This window comes from Kitasatospora sp. NPDC001095 (assembly GCF_053598615.1).
Window position 1 is genome coordinate 16,490 of the sequence record NZ_JBSFKQ010000007.1, and the last position, 19,407, is coordinate 35,896.

The 19,407-nt window shown below is 69.9% G+C and carries 20 protein-coding genes and 1 pseudogene; 13 read left to right on the forward strand and 8 right to left on the reverse strand.

What is annotated here, in order from left to right:
- Positions 1-96: 96 nt before the first annotated feature.
- The 3 genes and pseudogenes from ACWDBB_RS08790 to ACWDBB_RS08800 form a co-directional block, all read left to right on the forward strand.
- Positions 97-270 (forward strand): annotated as a pseudogene (locus ACWDBB_RS08790) (IS5/IS1182 family transposase); the annotation flags it as partial.
- Between the two features lie 534 nt (positions 271-804).
- Positions 805-2,586: a reverse transcriptase domain-containing protein gene (locus tag ACWDBB_RS08795; RefSeq protein ID WP_449788899.1), complete on the forward strand. Its 1,782-nt coding sequence runs from the start codon at positions 805-807 to the stop codon at positions 2,584-2,586.
- Positions 2,583-2,810 (forward strand): hypothetical protein, encoded by a 228-nt coding sequence (locus ACWDBB_RS08800; RefSeq protein ID WP_449788900.1) that lies wholly within the window; start codon positions 2,583-2,585, stop codon positions 2,808-2,810. The genes ACWDBB_RS08795 and ACWDBB_RS08800 overlap by 4 nt, the downstream gene beginning before the upstream one ends.
- A gap of 48 nt (positions 2,811-2,858) precedes the next feature.
- On the opposite strand, the gene ACWDBB_RS08805 is transcribed toward ACWDBB_RS08800, so the two are convergent.
- From ACWDBB_RS08805 to ACWDBB_RS08840, 8 genes are all read right to left on the reverse strand, one after another.
- The gene (locus ACWDBB_RS08805) at positions 2,859-3,698 is read right to left on the reverse strand and encodes an IS5 family transposase (RefSeq protein WP_449788896.1); all 840 of its coding nucleotides are present in this window, start codon (positions 3,696-3,698) and stop codon (positions 2,859-2,861) included.
- A 222-nt stretch (positions 3,699-3,920) separates the two neighbouring features.
- Entirely contained in the window at positions 3,921-4,103 is a 183-nt protein-coding gene (locus tag ACWDBB_RS08810; protein WP_449788901.1) for a hypothetical protein, read from the reverse strand.
- A complete protein-coding gene (locus ACWDBB_RS08815; protein ID WP_449788902.1) occupies positions 4,103-4,678 on the reverse strand; it encodes a hypothetical protein in 576 nt (191 codons plus the stop codon). The genes ACWDBB_RS08810 and ACWDBB_RS08815 overlap by 1 nt, the downstream gene beginning before the upstream one ends.
- Before the next feature lie 166 nt (positions 4,679-4,844).
- Entirely contained in the window at positions 4,845-5,534 is a 690-nt protein-coding gene (locus tag ACWDBB_RS08820) for a DUF317 domain-containing protein (RefSeq protein WP_449789080.1), read from the reverse strand.
- A 153-nt stretch (positions 5,535-5,687) separates the two neighbouring features.
- Complete coding sequence (locus ACWDBB_RS08825) at positions 5,688-6,470, reverse strand: DUF317 domain-containing protein (protein ID WP_449788903.1); 783 nt, start codon at positions 6,468-6,470, stop codon at positions 5,688-5,690.
- An 83-nt stretch (positions 6,471-6,553) separates the two neighbouring features.
- Positions 6,554-7,420 carry a DUF317 domain-containing protein gene (locus tag ACWDBB_RS08830; protein ID WP_449788904.1) on the reverse strand — a complete coding sequence of 289 codons (867 nt, stop codon included), beginning with the start codon at positions 7,418-7,420 and terminating at the stop codon, positions 6,554-6,556.
- On the reverse strand, positions 7,410-8,171 hold the full coding sequence (locus ACWDBB_RS08835) for a DUF317 domain-containing protein (RefSeq protein WP_449788905.1): 762 nt from the start codon (positions 8,169-8,171) through the stop codon (positions 7,410-7,412). Before ACWDBB_RS08835 ends, ACWDBB_RS08830 begins: the two co-directional genes overlap by 11 nt.
- Positions 8,172-8,459: 288 nt before the next feature.
- Positions 8,460-9,215 (reverse strand): DNA-methyltransferase, encoded by a 756-nt coding sequence (locus ACWDBB_RS08840; RefSeq protein WP_449788906.1) that lies wholly within the window; start codon positions 9,213-9,215, stop codon positions 8,460-8,462.
- Positions 9,216-9,658: 443 nt separating this feature from the next.
- Here ACWDBB_RS08840 and ACWDBB_RS08845 point away from each other — a divergent pair, with 443 nt between their 5' ends.
- From ACWDBB_RS08845 to ACWDBB_RS08890, 10 genes are all read left to right on the forward strand, one after another.
- Positions 9,659-10,849 carry a C40 family peptidase gene (locus ACWDBB_RS08845; protein ID WP_449788907.1) on the forward strand — a complete coding sequence of 397 codons (1,191 nt, stop codon included), beginning with the start codon at positions 9,659-9,661 and terminating at the stop codon, positions 10,847-10,849.
- A 217-nt stretch (positions 10,850-11,066) separates the two neighbouring features.
- Complete coding sequence (locus ACWDBB_RS08850; RefSeq protein ID WP_449789081.1) at positions 11,067-11,375, forward strand: DUF6112 family protein; 309 nt, start codon at positions 11,067-11,069, stop codon at positions 11,373-11,375.
- Positions 11,376-11,401: 26 nt separating this feature from the next.
- Complete coding sequence (locus ACWDBB_RS08855; RefSeq protein ID WP_449788908.1) at positions 11,402-12,091, forward strand: hypothetical protein; 690 nt, start codon at positions 11,402-11,404, stop codon at positions 12,089-12,091.
- A 41-nt stretch (positions 12,092-12,132) separates the two neighbouring features.
- A complete protein-coding gene (locus ACWDBB_RS08860) occupies positions 12,133-13,605 on the forward strand; it encodes an SCO6881 family protein (RefSeq protein ID WP_449789082.1) in 1,473 nt (490 codons plus the stop codon).
- Between the two features lie 135 nt (positions 13,606-13,740).
- Complete coding sequence (locus ACWDBB_RS08865) at positions 13,741-15,189, forward strand: SCO6880 family protein (protein ID WP_449789083.1); 1,449 nt, start codon at positions 13,741-13,743, stop codon at positions 15,187-15,189.
- A 21-nt stretch (positions 15,190-15,210) separates the two neighbouring features.
- A complete protein-coding gene (locus ACWDBB_RS08870) occupies positions 15,211-15,645 on the forward strand; it encodes a DUF6238 family protein (protein ID WP_449788909.1) in 435 nt (144 codons plus the stop codon).
- 27 nt (positions 15,646-15,672) lie between these two features.
- Entirely contained in the window at positions 15,673-17,202 is a 1,530-nt protein-coding gene (locus ACWDBB_RS08875) for an ATP-binding protein (protein ID WP_449788910.1), read from the forward strand.
- 84 nt (positions 17,203-17,286) lie between these two features.
- Entirely contained in the window at positions 17,287-18,069 is a 783-nt protein-coding gene (locus ACWDBB_RS08880) for a plasmid replication/partition related protein (protein WP_449788911.1), read from the forward strand.
- Positions 18,066-18,575: a hypothetical protein gene (locus ACWDBB_RS08885; RefSeq protein WP_449788912.1), complete on the forward strand. Its 510-nt coding sequence runs from the start codon at positions 18,066-18,068 to the stop codon at positions 18,573-18,575. The genes ACWDBB_RS08880 and ACWDBB_RS08885 overlap by 4 nt, the downstream gene beginning before the upstream one ends.
- Before the next feature lie 47 nt (positions 18,576-18,622).
- Positions 18,623-19,294, forward strand: a complete 672-nt coding sequence (locus ACWDBB_RS08890; protein ID WP_449788913.1) for a hypothetical protein — start codon at positions 18,623-18,625, stop codon at positions 19,292-19,294.
- Positions 19,295-19,407 lie beyond the last annotated feature (113 nt).

A 19,407-nucleotide genomic window follows, 5' to 3' on the forward strand; every position in this document is an offset into this window, starting at 1 on the left:
GAAGCGCGTACGGCCCTCGCTGGCCCCGCATCCGTCGGGCCTACCTCTACGCCCATCCGTGGTGCGTGCTCTGTGCTCGCGTCGCCGATCCGCTCGCGTCGAGGCCCGAGACGGCGCAGGCCCGGCAAGCTGCACGGCGACAAGGCCTACGACCACCGCTTCATACGTTCCTACCTGCGCCGAAGGCAGATCCCGGCCCGCATCGCCCGCCGCGGCATCGACTCGTCCAGCCGTCTCGGCCGGCACCGCTGGGTGATCGAGCGCACCGTGTGCGCCACGAGGCGCTCTGTTTGTATCCCCGGCTCAGTCGGGAGGAACTCGGAAGGAGGTTCCTGGGCCGAATGACTCACCTGGATCCGAAAGGTGAAGGGGACAAGAGCATGTCAGAAAATCGGTGACCGGGTCCAGTTGTCAGGGGCGGTGTGCTGAGCGGCCCGCGCGATATGGCGAAGACTGGATTGTTTGAATCCCAATCTCCAGAAGATGCAAGTTCCCATCCGTCGGAAAGACAACTGAAACCGACGCCGCACTCTGCACTGCCATCGATTGGTTGAGGTGGTGCACTTCCGGAGTTCGGAGCGATGTCCAGCGAGGACATTCAAGGAGATGAGTGGGACGCCTAGGTCGCGCTAGAACGTACAGACAGAGACGAACGTGGGATCGCCTACGGGACGCGAGTCCTATGGCGACGGAGGCCCCGTAGTAGTCGCCGGAGTCGCGCCCGGCCGGGGAGGACGGGAAAGCCGTCCGCAGGGCGAAGGGGGCCAGGTGATTCGGACACCCGGATATGGGGAGGTATGCGAAATGCAGAGCGCCGTAACGGTGCTGGGTGTCCTGCGTGAGCGCGGCAGGCGTGGCCTGCCGTGCGAGGAACTGTATCGACAGCTGTTCAACCCGCAGTTGTATCTGCTGGCCTACGGTCGCATCTCCGCCAACCACGGCGCGATGACGCCCGGGGTCACACCGGAAACCGTGGACGGCATGTCGCAGCGGAAGATCGACCGGATCATCGAGGCGGTGCGCCACGAGCGTTACCGCTTCCGTCCGGTTCGGCGCGTGCACATCCCGAAGAAGAACGGGAGAACACGCCCGCTGGGGCTGCCGACCTGGTCGGACAAGCTCGTCGGGGAGGTGGTCCGCCTGCTCTTGGAGGCGTACTACGAGCCGACGTTCTCCGACCGATCTCACGGGTTCCGTCCCCGTCGGGGCTGCCACACCGCGTTGCGGGAGGTGGCCCACACCTGGACCGGGACTTCCTGGTTCGTCGAAGGGGACATCGCCGACTGCTTCGGCAGCCTGGACCACCAGGTCCTGCTGTCGATCCTCGGCGAGAAGATCCGTGACCAGCGGTTCCTGCGGCTGGTGCGCAACATGCTCAATGCCGGATACCTGGAGGACTGGAAATGGGGTGCCACGCTCTCCGGAGCGCCGCAAGGCGGAGTGGCTTCCCCGATCCTGTCCAACATCTACCTGCACAAGTTGGACGAGTTCGTCGAGAAAGTTCTGATCCCGGAGTACACCCATGGAGAGCGCCGGGCCAGAAACCCGGCATATCTGGCGTTGCAGAATCTGCTGGCGAAAGCCCGCCGGCGCGGTGACCGGGTCCAGGCCCGGGCACTGCGTCAGCGGATGGTGAGTCTGCCGAGTGCGGATCCGAACGATCCGTCATATCGCAGGCTTCGCTATGTCCGCTACGCAGACGACCATCTCCTTGGATTTACCGGACCCAAGGCCGAGGCCGAGCAGATCAAGCACCGCCTGGCTCAGTTCCTGCGTGATGAACTCAAGCTGGAACTGTCCCGGGAGAAGACGCTGGTCACCCACGCCCGCACCCGGGCGGCACGGTTTCTCGGCTACGAGATCACGACCCAGCACAACGACACGAAGAAGACCGGCCGCTACCGCAGGGTCAACGGCCAGATCGCCCTTCGTGTCCCACGGGACGTGATCAAGGCCAAATGCGAGCCCTACCTCGCCCGCGGCAAACCCGCGAGGCGAGCGGCCCTGATCAACAGCGGCGATCATGCGATCGTCGCCACGTTCGGGGCCGTCTACCGGGGCATCGTCCAGTACTACCTGCTCGCCGGAGACGTCTTCCGGCTGCACCGACTGCAATGGGTCATGGAGACCTCCATGCTCAAGACCCTTGCGGCCAAGCACCGTTCGACCGTGACGAAGATGGCCGCCAGGCACAAGGCCAGAGTCGACACGGCCAACGGGCCCCGAGTCTGCTTCGAGGCCCGGATCGAACGGAAGAACAGGCAGCCACTGGTGGCGCGGTTCGGTGGAATCCCTCTTCAGCAGCAGCGGTCGGCGAAGATCACCGACCGTCGGCCTGTCGGGGTGGACTATCCGCAGAAGGAGCTGATCGCCCGGCTCCTGGCGGACACATGCGAGGTCTGCGGGGCCGTCGGTGATGTTCAGGTGCATCACGTCCGGGCCCTCGCCGACCTCGCGCGTGCCGGATGGCCGCCGTCCGACTGGGCACGCGTCATGCTCGACCGGCGCCGCAAAACCCTCGTGGCCTGCGGCACTTGTCACGACCGTATCCACGAGGCGCGAACGGCCGGATCACTCACGTCGTGATCACTGGAGAGCCGGATGACCGGGAAACCGTCATGTCCGGTTCGGCGGGAGGCCGCGCGGAAAAGGACCTGCCACGGCAGGCACCTCGCCGCGCGGCCGACCCAACGGCCTGGCTCGGTGGGTTCCGCCGCCTCCATCGCCACTACGAACGCAAGGCCGACCACTTCGCCGCCTTCGCCAGCATCGCAGCAGCCATCATCTGCACCCGCAGACTCCCCAAATGAGATGTCTTCTTAGAGGGCGTTTGAAGTAGGCAGATTGCCCTTTATGTCCTAGTAGGTTCCTCGCCAGGTTGGTGTGGTCTCGTCCGTTATGCGCTTGGAGAGGTTGTCGATAGAGGCGATGTGGATCATGGCCTCGGAGCTGGCCGGCAGGGTCTCGTAGTCCCGGGCCAGGCGGCGACGCAGCATGATCCACCCCAAGCTTCGTTCGACCACCCAGCGCCTTTTCACGACGTGGAAGCCGCGGACGTTGGATTTTCTGTTGACGACTTCGACGTCGATTCCCAGGCCGGCTCCATGTTCGACCACGGTGTTCTTGAAGCCGGTGTCGACCCAGGCTTTGGAGATGCTCGGGTAGGTCTTCTTGGCCTGGTTGAGGAGGTGGATTCCCAGGGTGTTCTCGGACAGGCTCGCGGCGGTCACGGTCACGGCGAGGATCAGGCCGATGGTGTCAGTGAGGATGCCGCGCTTCCTCCCGACGATCTTCTTCGCCGCGTCGGTTCCCTGGCTGGCCAGGGGCACGTTGGTGGAGGTCTTCACGCTCTGGGTGTCGATCACCGAGGCGGTCGGCTCGGGTTTGCGGCCTTCCTTTACTCGAGCCAATCCGGTGAGTTCGTAGTTGAGTTGGGCGAAGATGCCCTCGTCGCGCCATGCCGCATAGTAGGCGTAGACGGTGCCATGGTTGGGGAAGTCGTGCGGGAGGTACTTCCAGGGGATTCCGGTGCGGTTGACATAGAGGATCGCGTTGAAGACGTCGCGCAGGTCGACCTTCGCCGGCTGGCCGGTGGGCCTGCGGTCGAGCCGGGCCTTTCTCCATGCTGTCAGAATCGGCTCGATGAGGGCCCATCGGGCGTCGGACAGATCGCTCGGGTACGGCTTGCGCTCGGTCATGACACAGCGTCAGCACGGATGGGGCGGAGGGCCCTGCTCCACGACCCAGTGGGCGTTTCTGTGACTTCTTCAAACCAGACGGACTTCAAGGCATAGATGCGGGCGAGACGGACAGCCGTTCCTCTGATCCTAGGAGGGGCGTTGCTGATCTATCGGGCATAACATCACCAAAGCGGCATGGCCATAAGCCATTTACAGGATTAAATGTGCTAAAACGCCCTCTTAGTGGGCGTTTCGGCTAGGAATATGAGCGTAGATGCCGGCTGGGAGTTCGTGCATGCCGATCTCCCGGAGGTAGGTGAAGCCGGCCTGGTCCAGTTGGCGGGCTGCGTCGGGGCGTCGGCTCGGGCTGCCGCCGATGGCGACGACCGTGGTGCCGAACGTGCCGAAGGTGATGTCGGCCATCAGCGCGCTCGGCGTGAGCCCGGCTGTCCGGGTGCGGCTGGTGCGGTGGGCTCCGCCGGGGTCGGTGCGGCGGGGTGGGCCTGGGTGGTGGCGGTTGCCGCATTGCGCCGGGTGCGCGGAAGGCGGCTGTCCTCCGGCAGGGCTTCGAGGACCTTGATGCGCACCGCGGTGTCGGCCAGCTGCCGGTGCATCTCGCCGAGGAGGCGGGTCTGTTCGGCGAGATGGTCGGACAGGTCGTCGCCGGGGAGGTGGCCGAGCCGGGCGGACCACGCGGCGAGGGAATCGGTGAAGGCAGTGAGGCATGCGAGGGCGCCGTCGCGGCCGAAGACGATCTCGGCGTGGCGCGCCACGTCTTGGTGGTCGAGGTCAGGTTCGACCAGGCGGTCGGTCAACTGGGCAAGGTCACGACCGGGGTCGGGGACATGGGCGGCGACGAAGTAGCTGCTGGGCGACCGTCTGCCGAGCTTCGGGTCGAGTTCGACGGCGAGCCCGTACCTGCGAAGGTGGTTCGCCGCGTCGACGGCGACGGCGTTCTGCGCTGCCTCGTTGAGGTACGCGGGAAGCCGGAGCTGCATGCTCGCCCCGTTGGCGGTCTGCAGGTCGGTGAACCCGTGGCCTTGCAGGATTTTGAGTGCGAGTTGGTCGAGGGAGCCAGTCGCGATGGTGCGGTTGCCCGGCAGTCGCCTGATCGTGTGGGTGATGGTGGTGTCCTTGCGAGCGCGGGTGGCGGCCAGTGGGGGTCTACCTGGTGCGACGGGTGGGTGCCGGTGGCGCGGGCGCGACAGCCTGCTGAGTCGCCGATCGGAAGGTCCCGTCGTCGGCGCGGGTCGGCGCCTTGGCCGCCTGGGCTCGGGAGATCAGTGTCACGCCGGCGCGGTGGAGCTGGGGAATCTGGTCGACGCTGCGGGCGACGGGAGCAGGGTTGCACGCGGTTTCGAGCATCCGGGCCACGACAGTGTGGGGGACAGAACCGTGGAACCCGATGAACCACCCCTGGTACGTGGGGTCGAATGCCTGCGGCTGCTGGCCCGCCAGCAGGTGGAAGGCGACGCGGTCCGGGTCCTGGGCGGACTCGTTCCGTCCGACCTTGTAGTGGTACAGCTGGATGGTGTCCAGGCCTTCGCCGGGAGACCCGTAGACGGCGGTGCTGTTGCCGTAGACCTCGTCGAGGTACCAGTCCTGGCGATGGAGCGCTCTCTTGAGCGGTGTGGCGGGTCCGGGACCGTGGATTGCCTTGTCACCGTGGCGGTCGAGATCGTAAGCGAGGTGCCCCATGCTTTCGGCGACGATCTCGGCCGGGGTGCGGCGGCTGATGTCGACCGTCCACATGGAGTCGGAGGCCAGCTCCGTCCGCGCCTTCAGACGCCAGACCTCCTCCTGGTCGTCGGTGGTGTGCTCGATGCTCACGCGTCGGCAGGGGCTCGTGGACATCCCGTCCTCGTGGCCGGGTGTCCAGCCGCGCTCGGCAAGTACGTTCCACACGGTCTCGGGATCGCCTGCGCCGGCGAGGTGGCGCGGTGTGACAGAGGCGGGGTTGGTGATGGTGTACTCCTCGTGCGTAGGCAGGCTGCCGGCCGTCGCGGTTCAGCGGCGCCGGGCAGCGGGCGTGTTGGAGGTCCACACGACGCTCGCCGGCGCGGCCGACGGTGCGCTCGGGGGTGGCGCGGAGACCGAGCGAAGCCGTGCGGCCCGCTGGACGTCCAGGGGGCTGGGGGCGGGCTGGGTGATCGGTGTGATCGTGGCCGTTTGCTTGGTGTAGTAGCCGAGCGCACCCTGGTAGCGCGGGACGGGTGTCGGGTCGAGCATCGCCGTGGACGCGGCTTGGAGGATGCGGGCGGGCGTGCCGCCGCTGAACCGGCCATACCAGCCTGCCGATTTGACCGTTCCGATGGTGAACCGCCCGTCTTGGCCGGCTTGTTCGGCATCGGCGGTGTGCAGCAGGCCCGCTCGCCGGTAGGTGATGCTCGCCAGGCCGTCCGGCGAGTGCAGCGTGAGTCGACTGAGGTCCACGCCTTGGGGGGACCATCCGGCTTCGGCGTAGGGAGCGATCCACTCCAGGGGGCCGGCGGTCCGCTCGTCGAGCCAGGCGTCGCCGTCCGTGCGGTACATGTGGGCGAGTTCGGTCGTGACGGACTTGACGATCTCGATCGGGGTGTCGGTGGAGAAGTTCGCGACCCAGCTGGGCGCTTCGAAGGCGTCCGCGCCGGGGGAGACGGCGATCTTCCACAGGGTGTCCCAGTCCTGTTCGGGGATGAATCCGACCCGGATGCGCCTATCCGTCGTGGAGGCGAAGAAGTTGCCCAGCTCGTCGTGGTGCTGCTCGACGCTCGGCAGGTCGAGGATGGGCTGGAGCGCGGGATTGCCCACGTGCGGGCTTCCCGCCAGGTAGACCGGATGGACGTGGACGTCGCCGTCGACTTCCGTCCAGTGTCGAGGGCTTGGGGTGGTGCTCAGGGCTTCCTCCCTGCTGATCGGGTGGCGGCGACCTGTGCTGCCGTGGCAGCTGCGGCGTCCCACCGCGCCACCGGGATGTCGGCCAGCGTGGTGCGCTCGGTGGCGGCCGTGGGCCGCGGTGACTCCTTGTGGGGCCGGATCTCCACTGCGCCGAGGTGAGCGGTGGGAACTTCCGCGAGCCGCCGTATCTCGGGCTGCGGGTCGGTGAGGTGGTCCAGGGCTGCGGTGATCAGGCGGGTGGGTGTGTCCTTGGAGAAGTGGGCCTGCCACGCCCGGGCCCACAGGGTGACCGCGGCCGGATGGTCCGCGCCCCAGGGCTCGTTGTAGAACCCTCCGCCGTCCCAGCGGATCAGCCCTGCGGTGGCGTCGGGTGACTGGAACGCCATGCTGGACTCCGTGCTGACGTCGAGCCAGTCGGCCTCGCGCATCTGGTTCAGCAGTGTCTCGCAGGTGCCCTTCCGGCCCCAGAGCGCTTCGTCCTTCGCGATGTGGCTGCTGCGGGACACGGCGAAGGACAGGGTTCCGGCGACGGCGAGGGCGATCTCGTGCGGGGTCTCCAGGTCGAAGGCAACGTGCCAGGACCGTTCACCAACCGGGGACTCGTATCCGGCGACCGTCCAGCGGGAGTTGCGGTCGCCGGGCTCGTGGTCGAGCCGGATCCGACCGGTGAGGCAGTCGCTGATGGCGACGCTGGTGTCTCCGCCGTCGCAGGAGTATCGGGACCAGCCTGGGTGCTCGGCGAGGAAAGTCTCGAACGCCGTGTTGGCGCTGTCCAGGTCGCCGGGCCCTGCGAGGTAGCCGGGGCTCACCACGACGCGCTGCTCGGCCTGCGCAGTGCGGCGGCCGGAGTGGTCACCGGCCACGGACGGGCTCCGGGCATCGTCGGGCCACCGGGTGGGTGCGCAGGAGGGCGCGGTGGAGCATCGGGATCTGGGAGGCCCGGCGCGTGTAGCGGCCGGGGTCGGTGACGGCGCGCAGGGCCGCCATGATGACGCTGGCCGGGACGTCACGGCTGAACTTGCCTGTCCACCAGGTTCCTTCGTGGCCGCGGGCTCCGGCGGTGAGGGTGTAGGCGATGTCGGCGGTGCCGCCATGGCCCTCGGCGGCGCGGTGGATCTGCACAGTGGCGGTGTCGTCGGGCGCATCGAGGGTCGCGGCGCAGCACCGGGTGCCGGCACTCCAGCGGGCGCGAGCTGCCTCTGCGTGGAGGGCGTTGAGGGTGTTGGCGTGAGAGGTGCGGCTCCACAGTTGCTGCTCGCGTTCGGGGTGGGTGGGCTGGCCCGTGCCATGGGCGAGACGACGGGCCACGGCCATGACCACCTCGGCCGGTGTAGGCGCGTCGAAGGTGACGTGCCAGGCGAAGTCGCTCAGCGGGCTGCGGCTGGAGCCGATGATCCACCGTGGGTAGGGGCTGTCCGCAGCTCGGTTGAGAATGACGAGCCCGGTCGCGCTCTCGTGGCTGGCGACCAGGTTGTCGTCCACCACGGTCAGCAGCCAGTCGTCTCGCCCCCGGCCGAACGCGAAGAGCGTGTCGAGGTCCTCGCCGGGTCCGGCGAGGTAGCCCGGGAAGACCGCCATCGGCATGTCGTGGGTGTGCGGGTTGGTGTGCGCCATCGGCGTGGTGGCTCCGTTGGGTGGTGGGGTGGCCCCGGAGTGCTCCGGGGCCGCTGAGGTGAGGCTGTGTCCGAGGAGACCGGGGTCACGTTCGGCCTGGGGGTCTCGGCGAGCGCCTGGGCACGGCCGGCTCCGATGCCATGGGGTGCGCGCGCCTGCGGTGGACGTGCGGCGAGCCGGCCGTTCTACCGGACGACCTTGTGGGCGACGGCCGGGCTGGTGTCGAGCGCAGGCCGTCTGCGGGCTGCTCGCGGGTGGGCGCCGTCCCGTAGTCGAGGTCGGAGGCGCCTACTCCGATGCCTGGTCGGCGGCCTCGGCTGTGCGCTTGGCTTCCGCGAGGCGTTCCTCGGCGATGTCGGCGTAGTGGCTGGTCAGCTCGATGCCGAGGAAGGACCGACCTTCGAGCAGGGCAGCGACGCCGGTCGAGCCGGAGCCCGCGGTGAAGTCCAGGATCCTGCCGCCTGGCGGGCAGATCTGGACCAGGTCGCGCATCATCGCGACGGGCTTCTGCGTGATGTGCTGGCGCTTCGATCCGCTGGGCTGGCTGCCTTCCAGCAGGCCCTTGAGGTAGACGGGGTTGCGATCGCCGTCCATGGCACCGCGGCTGCCCCAGACTACGAACTCCGTGTTCTGGGTGAAGCGACCCTTCTGCGGGCGGGCGGCCGGCTTGTACCAGGGCACGATGCCGCGCCAGGTCCAGCCGCCGGCCTGCAGCGCGTCCGTGGTGGTCGGCAACTGCCTCCAGTCGGTGAACACCGCCGCGGTGCCGCCGTCTGCGGTCAGCCGGAAGCTCTCGGCGAGCAGTTGCGAGAGCCAGAAGCCGTACGACCTCTGGTCCTTGTTCTCTCCGGGGAAGTCGGGGAGCTGGTTCTTCGAGCCGGCGGTGGTGTACTTCGCCTTCGCGCTTCGGCCGACTCGTTCCTGGGTCGTGCGCCCGCCGCTGTTGTACGGGGGGTCGCAGATGACGCAGTCGACCGTGCCGCTCGGCAGCTCGCTCAGGCGGGTCAGGGCATCGCCCCGGAGGAGGGTGTAGTCGGTCGTCAAATGTCCTCTTGGGTATGGGGGGGTGTTGCGCGAGATCCGCTGCCGGGGGCGGCTCCGGCTACGGCTGACGCATAGAAATGGGCCCCGGAACACGGGTGGCTGCGGGGCTTCCTTCGAAGGTAAAAGTCGGGATGTCTCCCGTGCAAGGACTTCGGCAATTTTTACGAATGTTCGCGAACTCCTTGCTCGGGAGATATTCGGATCTCTACGTTCGAAGACGTCGCCACGAGCACCACGACCTGGCCAGACGCAATCTACGGGTTCCGTCTCAATCCCGGGCTGGCCGCGACGCCCCCTTCCCCAATGCGCACCGAATCGCCTTTCCGCGATCCGCTTGCGCACCCCAAAGATCGGAGATCCCCCTTGCCGGGACTTCACCATTTCATGCCTTCCGGCGCCCCGCCGGGCCTGAGCCGGAAGGGCACGCATCTGCGGCAGGCAATGTGAAGAAGGCTGTCGCCGGTCTCGGCGCGGCCGCTCTCGCAGCCCCTTTCCTGCTGATCCTGCCGCTGGTCGTCGTCCTCGGGCACGACGCCAAGGCCAAGGCGGACTGTGTGAGCGCGGGCGGCGCGGGTGCCCAGAGCGTGGACCCCGCCGCAGTGGAGTCGGCGGTGAAGCTGATCCTCGGCGGCCAGTCCGGCCCGACCGTCCCGACTGAGGGCCTCGACCTGCCGACCGTGCAGATACCGATGGCCAAGACGATCGTGGCCACCGGTATCGCGCTGCAGGTCCCGCCGCGCGGGCAGGTGATCGCGATCGCCACGGCCATGCAGGAGTCGCGGTTGCGCAACCTGGCCGGCGGGGACCGGGACTCGCTCGGCCTCTTCCAGCAGCGGCCCTCCATGGGCTGGGGCAGCCCGTCACAGCTGCAGGATCCGGTGTACGCGAGCACCGCGTTCTACAAGGAGCTGCTCAAGGTCCCTGGCTGGCAGGACAAGCCGCTCACCGTTGCCGCCCAGGCCGTACAGAAGAGCGGCTTCCCGGATGCCTACGCGCAGTGGGAACCGTTGGCCACCGCCCTGCAGCAGGCCATCACCAAGGCCCTTGGCTCCCCCGCCGCCGGCACCGGCGCCACCGCCGCACCGGCGGCCACGGCACCGGCTTCCTCCCCGTCGACCGCGGCACCGCCGTCGGCCCCTGCGGCCTCGCCGGGGTCGTGCACGCCGCCCAGCGGCGGCACCAACTGGGGCACCATCCCGCCCGGTGCCCTGCCCGCCGGCTACCAGATCCCGGCCGACGCCAGCGCACAGGTGCAGGCCGCGATCCGCTGGGGCCTGGGCCAGTTGAACACCCCCTACCAGTGGGGTGGCACCTGCACCGACAGCCACGGCACCGACCCGATGCAGCACTGCGACTGCAGCAGCCTCACGCAACAGGCCTACAAGGCCGCCGGATTCGCCATCGACCGCACCACGTACGACCAGGTGAAGAACGGCACTGCCGTCGCACTCGACCAACTCCGGCCCGGAGACCTGCTGTTCACCCGTCCCGGCCCCAACGGCCCCGAACACGTGGGGATGTTCATCGGCGCGGGGCTCGTCCTGCATGCGCCGCACACCGGCGACGTCGTACGGATCGCCACCCTCGACAGCTGGCGCACGGACGTGATCGCCGCCCGGCGGATCGCCCCCTGATCACTGCTGACCTGACCGCCGGAGCCTGGGCGTTCCCAGTCTACCCGCGCAGGGCGGGGCGCCACCGGCGTCGCTCGCCGACACCCCAGTCGCCACCGCGATGGCTCAGACCTTCTCCCACATCCCACGTGGGCTCTCCCCCTTCTTCCCTTCCTCCGGCCGGACGGCGCGCGTACGCGCCCCGGCACGCCTTCTACAGGAGAAACGTTTGTCCTTGATCCTCGCAGCCACCACCGCCACGCAGCTGGCCTTCGACCCCGGCGTGGCGCCCGCCGAGGGAGGCCTGCCCGGCCTCGGCGTCCTCAAGCAGGTCGTCTCCTCCATCAACCTGTTCGCCGTCATCGCGACGGTCGGCGCGCTGTGCGTGGCCGGCGTCGTGTGGGCGTGGGGCCACCACACCGGCAGCCACGGCGCCGAGGCGAAGGGCAAGCAGGGCTCGATGGTCGCGGCCGGTGTCGCGCTGCTGCTCGGCGCCGCTAACGGTCTGGTGAGCTTCTTCTCCGCACTGGGGACGCAGGTCAAGTAGTGCGAGAGCGCAAGTACCCGTCCCCGGTGCGGTTTCGCAGCGGCGACCCGATCGCCGTCCGGCGGCTTCTGATCGGCCTGGCCGTCCTCGTGGTCGCCGGCCTGCTCGCCGGGCTCCTCGCCCGTCTGTCGGGCGGCGACGAACACCGCGACCGGCCGCCCACTGCCGCACCCACCCTGCGTCCCGCCTACTCACCCTCCCCCGCCTCCGCCGCTGGGTCCGCCTCCGGCCGACCCGCCGCTGCTGGCACGGGCGCGGCCGTGGCCGCCCCGCCACACACCACCAGCCCCACCGAGTTCGCCGCGGCCTTCGTCGGCGCGCTGTGGACCTACGACTCGCGGGCGACCAGCCAGCAGGACTTCGTGAATGGGCTGCGCAGGTGGCTCACCCACGAGGCCCAGTACGCAGACGGCGCGTCCGTCGAGGGCCAGGTCCCCGACCCCGTGATGTGGTCGCGTCTGTCCGCCAACGGCCAGACCTCCAAGGCCGCCATCAGCGAGGCGCACGTGCCCGACGCCTACTCGCGGGCCATCGCCGCCAACCCGGGCGCGCTCACCGCCGCGTACGTCTACGCCGTCACCGTCACCGGCAAGGTCGAGGTGGCATGGGACGGCGGCGGCCGGGGCGCCGAAGACCGCGCGATCACCCTGGCCGTCCAGTGCCGCCCCATGCAGGACTGCGCGCTGGCCGCCGTCGCCCCCACCGTCTACCCCTAACCACTCCTTCCCCAGGAGTCCACTTGAGGAGCTGATCATCTATCGGGTTCTGTGATGTCCCTGGCGTGAACTTGCTCTGCGACGGCGCCAGCGCGGTCGCCGACTCCGTCACCTCCGGCATCGGCAACTGGATCGCGAAGAGCTGCGGCGAACTCGCCTCCTCCGCCGTCGACATGGCCTCGCGGGCGGTCGACGAGACCACCCGGGTCGACCTGAGCGCGGGATGGTTCCGCGACAACTACGGCCTGGTGCTGTCCATCGGGCTCACCATGATCGTACTGACGTTCATCCTGCAGTTGATGCGGGCCGCCTGGCGGCGGGACGGTCAGGCCCTGGGCCAGGCGGTCACGGCCACCATCAGCTCTGTGCTCTTCGCTGTCACGGCGATCACGTTCACCTCGGTAGCCCTGGCCGTGGTCGACGCCTTGTCCCGCAGTCTGTTCGAGATCGCCAACGTCTCGATCTCCGATGCTGTCCGAAGGATCGTCAAGGTCGGTGAGCTCGGTGTCATCATCCCGCTCGGCTGGCTCGTGCCGGTGTTCGCCGCCATCGGATGCGCCATCGGCGCGGTCCTCTACTGGGCGATGATGGTCATGCGGAAGGTGACGATCCTCGTGCTCGTCGTCCTGGCCCCGCTGGCCGCGGCCGGCGGGCCCTGGGAGCCCACCCGCGACTGGCGTCGCAAGTGGATCGAGGCCACCGCCACCCTGGTTTTCACGAAGCTCGTAGTCACGATCGTCATGCTGGTCGGCGTGTCCGCGATCGGCCAGAGCGATACCAGGGACGGCATCGCGGCGCTCAGCGACATCATCGCCGGTCTCGTGGTGATGGCGCTCGTCCTGTGCGCCCCGTTCATGGTCTTCAAGTTCGTCCACTGGTCGTCAGCCGACGGCGGCCAGAGCCACGACCTGCACCGCTCCACCGCCGCGGGTCTGCAGGCCGCGACCTCGACCGCCAAGAAGGGTGGCCAGCTGGCCATGACCGCCGCAACCGGTGGAGCGGGCGCCGGCGCAGCCGCAAGCGCCGGTGGAGCCGGAGCCAGCGGCGCCGCAGGGGCGGGCGCTGCCAGCCCGCAGGGACCGGCCCAGGTCCCCGGCCAGGCCATGGGCGATGGTGGCGGTGGCGGGTCGCAGGGATCCGAGCCGTCCATCGACCTCGCCAAGGCCACCCCGGCGGCCTTTCGCTACGGGGAGGGTACGCGGTCGGGCCCTGGCGACGGCGGCGTCCCGCTGGTCTCCCGCCCGGCGTCCGACCGCAGCGACGGCGACCAGGGGCAGGCGCTCGTCACGCGCCCCGGCTCGTCCGGGGCCTCCCCCGCAGGGCCGTCCCCGGCATCGGGCGGCGCCTCGGCCGCCGCCTCGCCCGCGGTCCGGATCACCACACCGGGCTCGGCCGCTGCCCCTGCCGGGGCCGCCGCGCCCTTCGACCCAGTGATCGCCCCGCCCGCCGGGCCCGCCGCCACCGGTGCCGACGCCGGTACGCGCTTCACCTTCCCGCAGCGCCCGCCGTCCTGACGGACTGGCTCACCGCGCTTTCCCTCCCGTGTCCCAAGCGGCTGGCCATCTCGTGCCGCCGCCTGCCCTCCCGGCCCGCACTCACGCGGGCCGGGAGGGCCCCCGGGACAGCTCCCCGACTCCAGAGAGCACCACCTGAGCACCCCCGCCACCATCAAGTTCCCCACCCGCTCCCGCCGGGGCATCCTCCTCGGCCTGACCTTCCCTCAGCTCGTCGTCGTCGGCGTCGCCGGCCTGCTCCTGCTCGGCGTCCTGATGACCTCCGGCGTCGTCGCCGCCGTGGCCCTGAGTCCCCTGTGGGCGCTGCTCGCCGCCACGGTCGTGGTACGAATACGCGGCCGGTCCCCGGCCGAGTGGGCGCCTGTCGCCCTGCGCTACTGGCTGCGCCGAGCCCGCGGCCAGCTGCTGTGGCTCGCCCGCCCCTCGACCCGCCCCCGCGTCGAAGGTCTGCTCCACCTGCCCGGAACCGCCGCGTCGCTGCGCGCGGTCACCTCTCCGGACGGCCGACTCGGCGCGGTCCACGACCAGCAGCGGGCTACCCTCACCGCCGTCACCCGCGTCAGCAGCCGCGCGTTCGCGCTGCTCGACCCCGGCACGCAGTCCGACAACGTGGCCGGCTGGGGCCGGGCCCTGGCGGCGCTGTCCCGCTCCGGGCAGATCGCCCGCATCCAGGTCGTCGAGCGCACCGTCCCCGACTCCGGGGACGCCCTGCAGCGCTACTGGCTGGAGCACGGCCGCCCCAACACTCCGGTCGCCGGCCCCATCTACGAGGATCTGCTCTCCGCAGCAGGCCCAGCCGCAGCCCCCCACGAGGCGTATGTCGCCGTTTCGATGGATCTGCGCGCCGCCCGGCGCCTCATCAACCAGGCCGGCGGCGGACTGGCCGGCTCGTTCTCCGTTCTCCAGCAGCTCACATCCTCCCTCGACCAGTCCCTGCGCGGCGCCGGGCTCGCCCCGGGCGGCTGGCTGACCGCGGGCGAGATCGCTGCCACCGTCCGGACCGCCTACGACCCGAAGGTTCTGGGCGCGCTGGAGCGGTGGTCCGACTCCGGCCGACCCGAGGCCGACGTGGCCGCCGCCGGACCCGTCGTCCTCGTCGAGGAACCTGAGAAGATCCGCACCGACTCCGCCCACCACGCGGTCTACTGGATCGAGCAGTGGCCCCGGACGGAGACTTCGGCCGGTTTCCTCCACCAGCTCCTGTACAGCAGCGGCGTGCGGCGCACCCTTTCGCTCCTCTACACCCCCCAGGGCCTGGACGCCGCCCTCAAGGACGTCCAGCGCAAGAAGGCGACCATCATCGCCGACGCCGCCGAGCGCGTGCGTCGCGGCCAGGTCGACAGCGAGGCCGACACGGTCGAGTACGCCGACGTCAAGGAACGCGAGCTGCAACTCATCGCCGGCCATGCGGACGTCGCCATGACCGGCCTGATCGTCGTCTCCGCCGACGACGCCGAGGCGCTCAACTCCGCCTGCGCCCAGGTCGAGACCGCCGCCGTCGCCGCCCTGATCGACCTGCGCCGCCTCACCATGCAGCAGGCCGAAGCCTTCAGCGCCGCCGCCCTGCCGCTGGCCCGCCTCTGACCGCCGAAGGGCACCGTCTCCATGGACCACGACGAGCCGAACCTCATCAGGTTCGCCACCGCCGCCATCGCATCCCAGCGCGACATCGAGCTGACCAGTCGCCAACCCCTCTCCCGCGAGGAACTCGACGCGCTCCACGAGCTCAGCATCGCTCTGCACACCCTCCTCGACCGGGCGACCGCGCGCACCCGCGCCCACGCCGCCGCCGAGGGCGACCAGCTCCACAACTCCCGGATCCGGCTCTGGCAGGCGTGCGAGCACCTGCACGCCGCCTACCACGCGGCGCCCCGCGCGGACGGCCGCCTGCCGACCAGGGAGGCCTGCGCGACGCGCCTGCCCGAAGGCGCTCCCGACCTCACCGTCTGCCAGCGCCACCTCAAAACCAGCGCCCACGTGAGGCAGTTCACGACCCCCACCGACCTGCACGCCCCCGTCGCCGGCCTGATCCGCCGCTGACCGGCGGACGAGAAGAGACGCTCCTCCTTGCGCATACGCACCAGCGCCAGCGCGCTGTTCACCCCCACCGGCGGCGATCGCGACGACCGCCGCCGCGCCCGCCGCGACCTGGCCGCCGCCCGCCGCGAAGCCCGCCTCGCCGACCAGCCGCGGCGGCGCACCCTCACCACCGGCGTCGACGAACTCGACGCGCGCCCGCTCTACCCGGCCGCCGGGCGTCCGGGCCCCGCCTCCGCCCGCGGCGGCAAGTTCAAGCTCCCCCCGCACCGGATGACCACCGCCGTCGCCGCCGGCGCCTACCCGTTCCTGGCCGAGGGTGGCCTCGGCGCAGGGGGCATCTACATCGGCCGGGACGTCCACGCCGAAGGGTCCTTCTGCTTCGACCCGTTCAGCCTGTACGGGAAAGTTGAAGGTTTTACTAACCCTAACGTGTTGCTCGCCGGCGTGATCGGCATGGGCAAGTCGGCGCTGGCCAAAAGCCTTGCCCTGCGCAGCATCGCGCACGGCTACAAGGTCTACATCCCCTGCGATCCCAAGGGGGAGTGGAGTGGGGTGGCCGAGGCGCTCGGGGGGCGGACCATCGCCCTCGGGCCCGGGATGAGCGGCAGGTTGAACCCGCTGGACGCTCCCGCCGCCCCGGCCGGCGTGAACCTCGCCGACTGGACCACCGAGGTCCGCAAGCGGAGGCTCCTGCTGCTCGGCGCGCTCGCCCGCACCGTGCTCGGCCGCGACCTGGTCCCGATGGAGCACACCGCGCTCGACGTCGCGCTCGACGAGGTCGTCTCCGACGCCGAGCGCACCGGCCGGGTTCCGCTGCTTGGCGACATCGCCGCCATGCTCGGCAACGCGCGGCGCCTCGACGACGCCCTCGGCGATCCCGCCCGCCGCCTCGGCGCCGCCGCCGAGAACCTCGCCCATGCGCTGCGGCGCCTCGTCCAGGGCGACCTCGCCGGGATGTTCGACGCGCCGAGCACCGTGGAGTTCGACGCCCGGTCACCGATGCTGAGCATCGACCTCTCCCAGCTCGGATCCGCAGGTGATGACACCGCGCTCATCCTGGCGATGACCTGTGCCTCCGCCTGGATGGAGGCGGCCCTGTCCGACCCCGGCGGCGGACGGCGCTGGGTGGTGTACGACGAGGCCTGGCGGCTCATGCGCCACCTGCCGCTGCTCGAACGAATGCAGCAGCAGTGGAAGCTCAGCCGCGGCCTCGGCATTGCCAACCTTTTGGTGATCCACCGCCTCTCCGACCTCCTGTCGGCCGGCGATGCCGGATCCCGCGGCCGGGCCCTGGCCGAAGGCCTGCTCACCGACTGCGCGACTCGGATCATCTACCGGCAGGAGCCGGACCAGCTCGCCGCGACCGCAAGCTTGCTGGGGCTGACCGGAGTTGAGACTCAGGCCATCGCGGCGCTCACCCGGGGACGCGGCCTCTACAAGATCGCCGGCCGGAGCTTCGTGGTGCAGCATCTCCTCCACCCCGCCGAGCGGAGCCTCTACGACACCGACAGCCGCATGAAGGCCAATGCCCCGCGAGACCAACTCTCCGCCGCGTAGCGGTCGCTGGCGCCACTGCCGACATCCGCCCACCAACTCTAGGACATCATCATCGAGTTCCACCCCACTGCCGCCTCGTTCCCCATGCTCGACGACGACGAGCTGCTCGCACTAGCCGAGGACATCAAGGCGAACGGCCAGTACCACCCGATCATGCTCGACGACTCCGGCCGCGTCCTCGACGGCCGCAACCGCATCAAGGCCTGCGAGATCGCCGGCGTGGCGCCGGAGTTCGCCACCTACAGCGGGGACGACCCCGCGATGTTCGCCCTCTCGGTCAATATCCGGCGCCGCAACCTGACCAAGGGGCAGATGGCGATGATCGCCGCGAAGGCCTGTTCACTGAGTGAACAGAGCGACCGTTCACGCAGTGAACGGCCTGCCCGTTCACTGAGTGAACAGGCAGGGGTCTCCCTTGGGCGCATCGGCCAGGCGAACACCGTTCTCCGGCACGCACCCGACCTCGTGGAGCTGGTGATCAACGGCGCGCTCGGGCTCACCGAGGCCTACAACACCGCGCGCGAGGCCAAGGCGCAGGCGGACTCCGTGGAGAACCAGCTTGCCCGGCTTCGCGCGGAGGACCCGGAGCTGGCCGACAAGGTCGTCGAGGGCGAGCTGAGCCTGCCGGCGGCGTGGACGGAGCGCAAGGAACGGGCCGAGGAGGAGGTCCGCCGGCGCCGGGTTGCCACCCAGTTCCTGTGTGAGGTGGTGCCGCCGCTCGCGCAGGCCCGCGGAACCGACACGGTGAAGCTCTACGACGAGCAGTTCATGCTGGTCGGCCGGGCGGTCACCGGCGAGGTGATCGAGCAGGCGATGGCGGCGCTCGCCGAGATGGCCGCGGCCTGGCGGGAGCGTGAGGCGGCATGAGCGTGACCGCCGAAGTGCGGCTGTGGGAGATCGTGGAGGAAGCCGCCCAAGCTGTGACCAACGACACCGGGCGCTTCCGCAAGGGCGATCTCGAATCCGAGGTTCGCCAGCGGCTCTCCGACGCCGACCTCGAAGCGCACGTCCAGGCCGCTGCCCTCGACAAGCTCGCGCACGGCCTGGTGCGCGGCTGGGGTGAGCGTCGCAGCCCCAACCCCCGCCGCCGGTCAGGCATGTTCCACCCCCACGGGATCCTCAAGTTGGGCTCCGGGATCTGGGTGTGGATGGAACTCGCCACGCCGACTGACCTCCTGGAGTGGGGCCGCCTGTCCACACGCAACCTGGCCCGGGTGGCACGTGCCGAGGCCGACCGGCAGGACTACGTCGCCGAGCGCCTCGACGCCTTCCGGATCCACGACGGCCTTCTGCTCGGCCAGCTGGAGCGGATCGTCTTCGGCTACGTCCACGACCCGAGCGACAACCCGGACCTGAGCGACGACGAGGAGTAGCCGCGCTTCCCGGCGTCCTCGCTCAACCACTCAACGAACGGAGGAACGTGCCCTCGCCCACCATCACCTTCGCTGTCGACCCCGCTCTCGACGCGGTCGCCGCTCTGTCCGTAGACCGCTCCAGTCGGCAGCGGCTGGAGCAGGCCGGCTTCGTCCGCGACGACGCGACCGGTCTGCACCGGGTCTCGCGCACCACTGCCGAGTCTCTGGCCCCGCGGCTCGTCACCGAAGCTACCCGCTTGCTCAATGCGGCCGGCTACGACGTCCTGCGCCTGTACTCCGAGACGGAGCAGCAGCAGTCCGTCACGCAGCCGGCACCGGAGGAGCCCACGATGACCCGCGCGCCCGGGACGATCTGGGCCCATCACCTGGCCTCGGACCTGATCTCAGGCCGACTCGTGGTCCACGCCCGGCTCAGCAAGGCTGACGGCCCGACCCAGCTGCTGACCAGCTTTCCGGCGGACGGCGCTGCGGCGGTCCTCTCCACTGACGGCACCGGCTTCTTCGGCGCCACGGAGTACCCCGACCTGGACGCGGCAGTGGTCGGCTGGGGCTATCCGCTGACCTCCCCGTTCCCTCAGCCGGAGCCGCGCAGGGCCGTTGCCTCCGCCTCGCGTTCCACCCGGTACGTCGAGAACGCCAACGAGGTTGTCCTGCCGGATCCGGCCTTGTCGTCGCGGATGCCAGCGCCGCGGGCCGCCGCCGGGATCCATCCGTAAGTCCCCCGGCCGGCCCGGTGCAACGGCCCGCTGCCGCCCACGACCGCAGCCGCTGACCCTGCCCCCAGCAGCCACGTCCAGCCCCACTTCCCTGCTCGCCTTCCTCTCTGCTC

Bases quoted from the DNA above. Each gene is read 5' to 3' on its own strand.
- ACWDBB_RS08885 (WP_449788912.1), top strand. From the start codon at position 18,066: ATGAGCGTGACCGCCGAAGTGCGGCTGTGGGAGATCGTGGAGGAAGCC.
- ACWDBB_RS08815 (WP_449788902.1), bottom strand. From the start codon at position 4,678: ATGCAGCTCCGGCTTCCCGCGTACCTCAACGAGGCAGCGCAGAACGCC.
- ACWDBB_RS08835 (WP_449788905.1), bottom strand. From the start codon at position 8,171: ATGGCGCACACCAACCCGCACACCCACGACATGCCGATGGCGGTCTTC.
- ACWDBB_RS08870 (WP_449788909.1), top strand. From the start codon at position 15,211: ATGGACCACGACGAGCCGAACCTCATCAGGTTCGCCACCGCCGCCATC.
- ACWDBB_RS08810 (WP_449788901.1), bottom strand. From the start codon at position 4,103: ATGGCCGACATCACCTTCGGCACGTTCGGCACCACGGTCGTCGCCATC.
- ACWDBB_RS08795 (WP_449788899.1), top strand. From the start codon at position 805: ATGCAGAGCGCCGTAACGGTGCTGGGTGTCCTGCGTGAGCGCGGCAGG.
- ACWDBB_RS08820 (WP_449789080.1), bottom strand. From the start codon at position 5,534: ATGTCCACGAGCCCCTGCCGACGCGTGAGCATCGAGCACACCACCGAC.
- ACWDBB_RS08805 (WP_449788896.1), bottom strand. From the start codon at position 3,698: ATGACCGAGCGCAAGCCGTACCCGAGCGATCTGTCCGACGCCCGATGG.
- ACWDBB_RS08880 (WP_449788911.1), top strand. From the start codon at position 17,287: ATGCTCGACGACGACGAGCTGCTCGCACTAGCCGAGGACATCAAGGCG.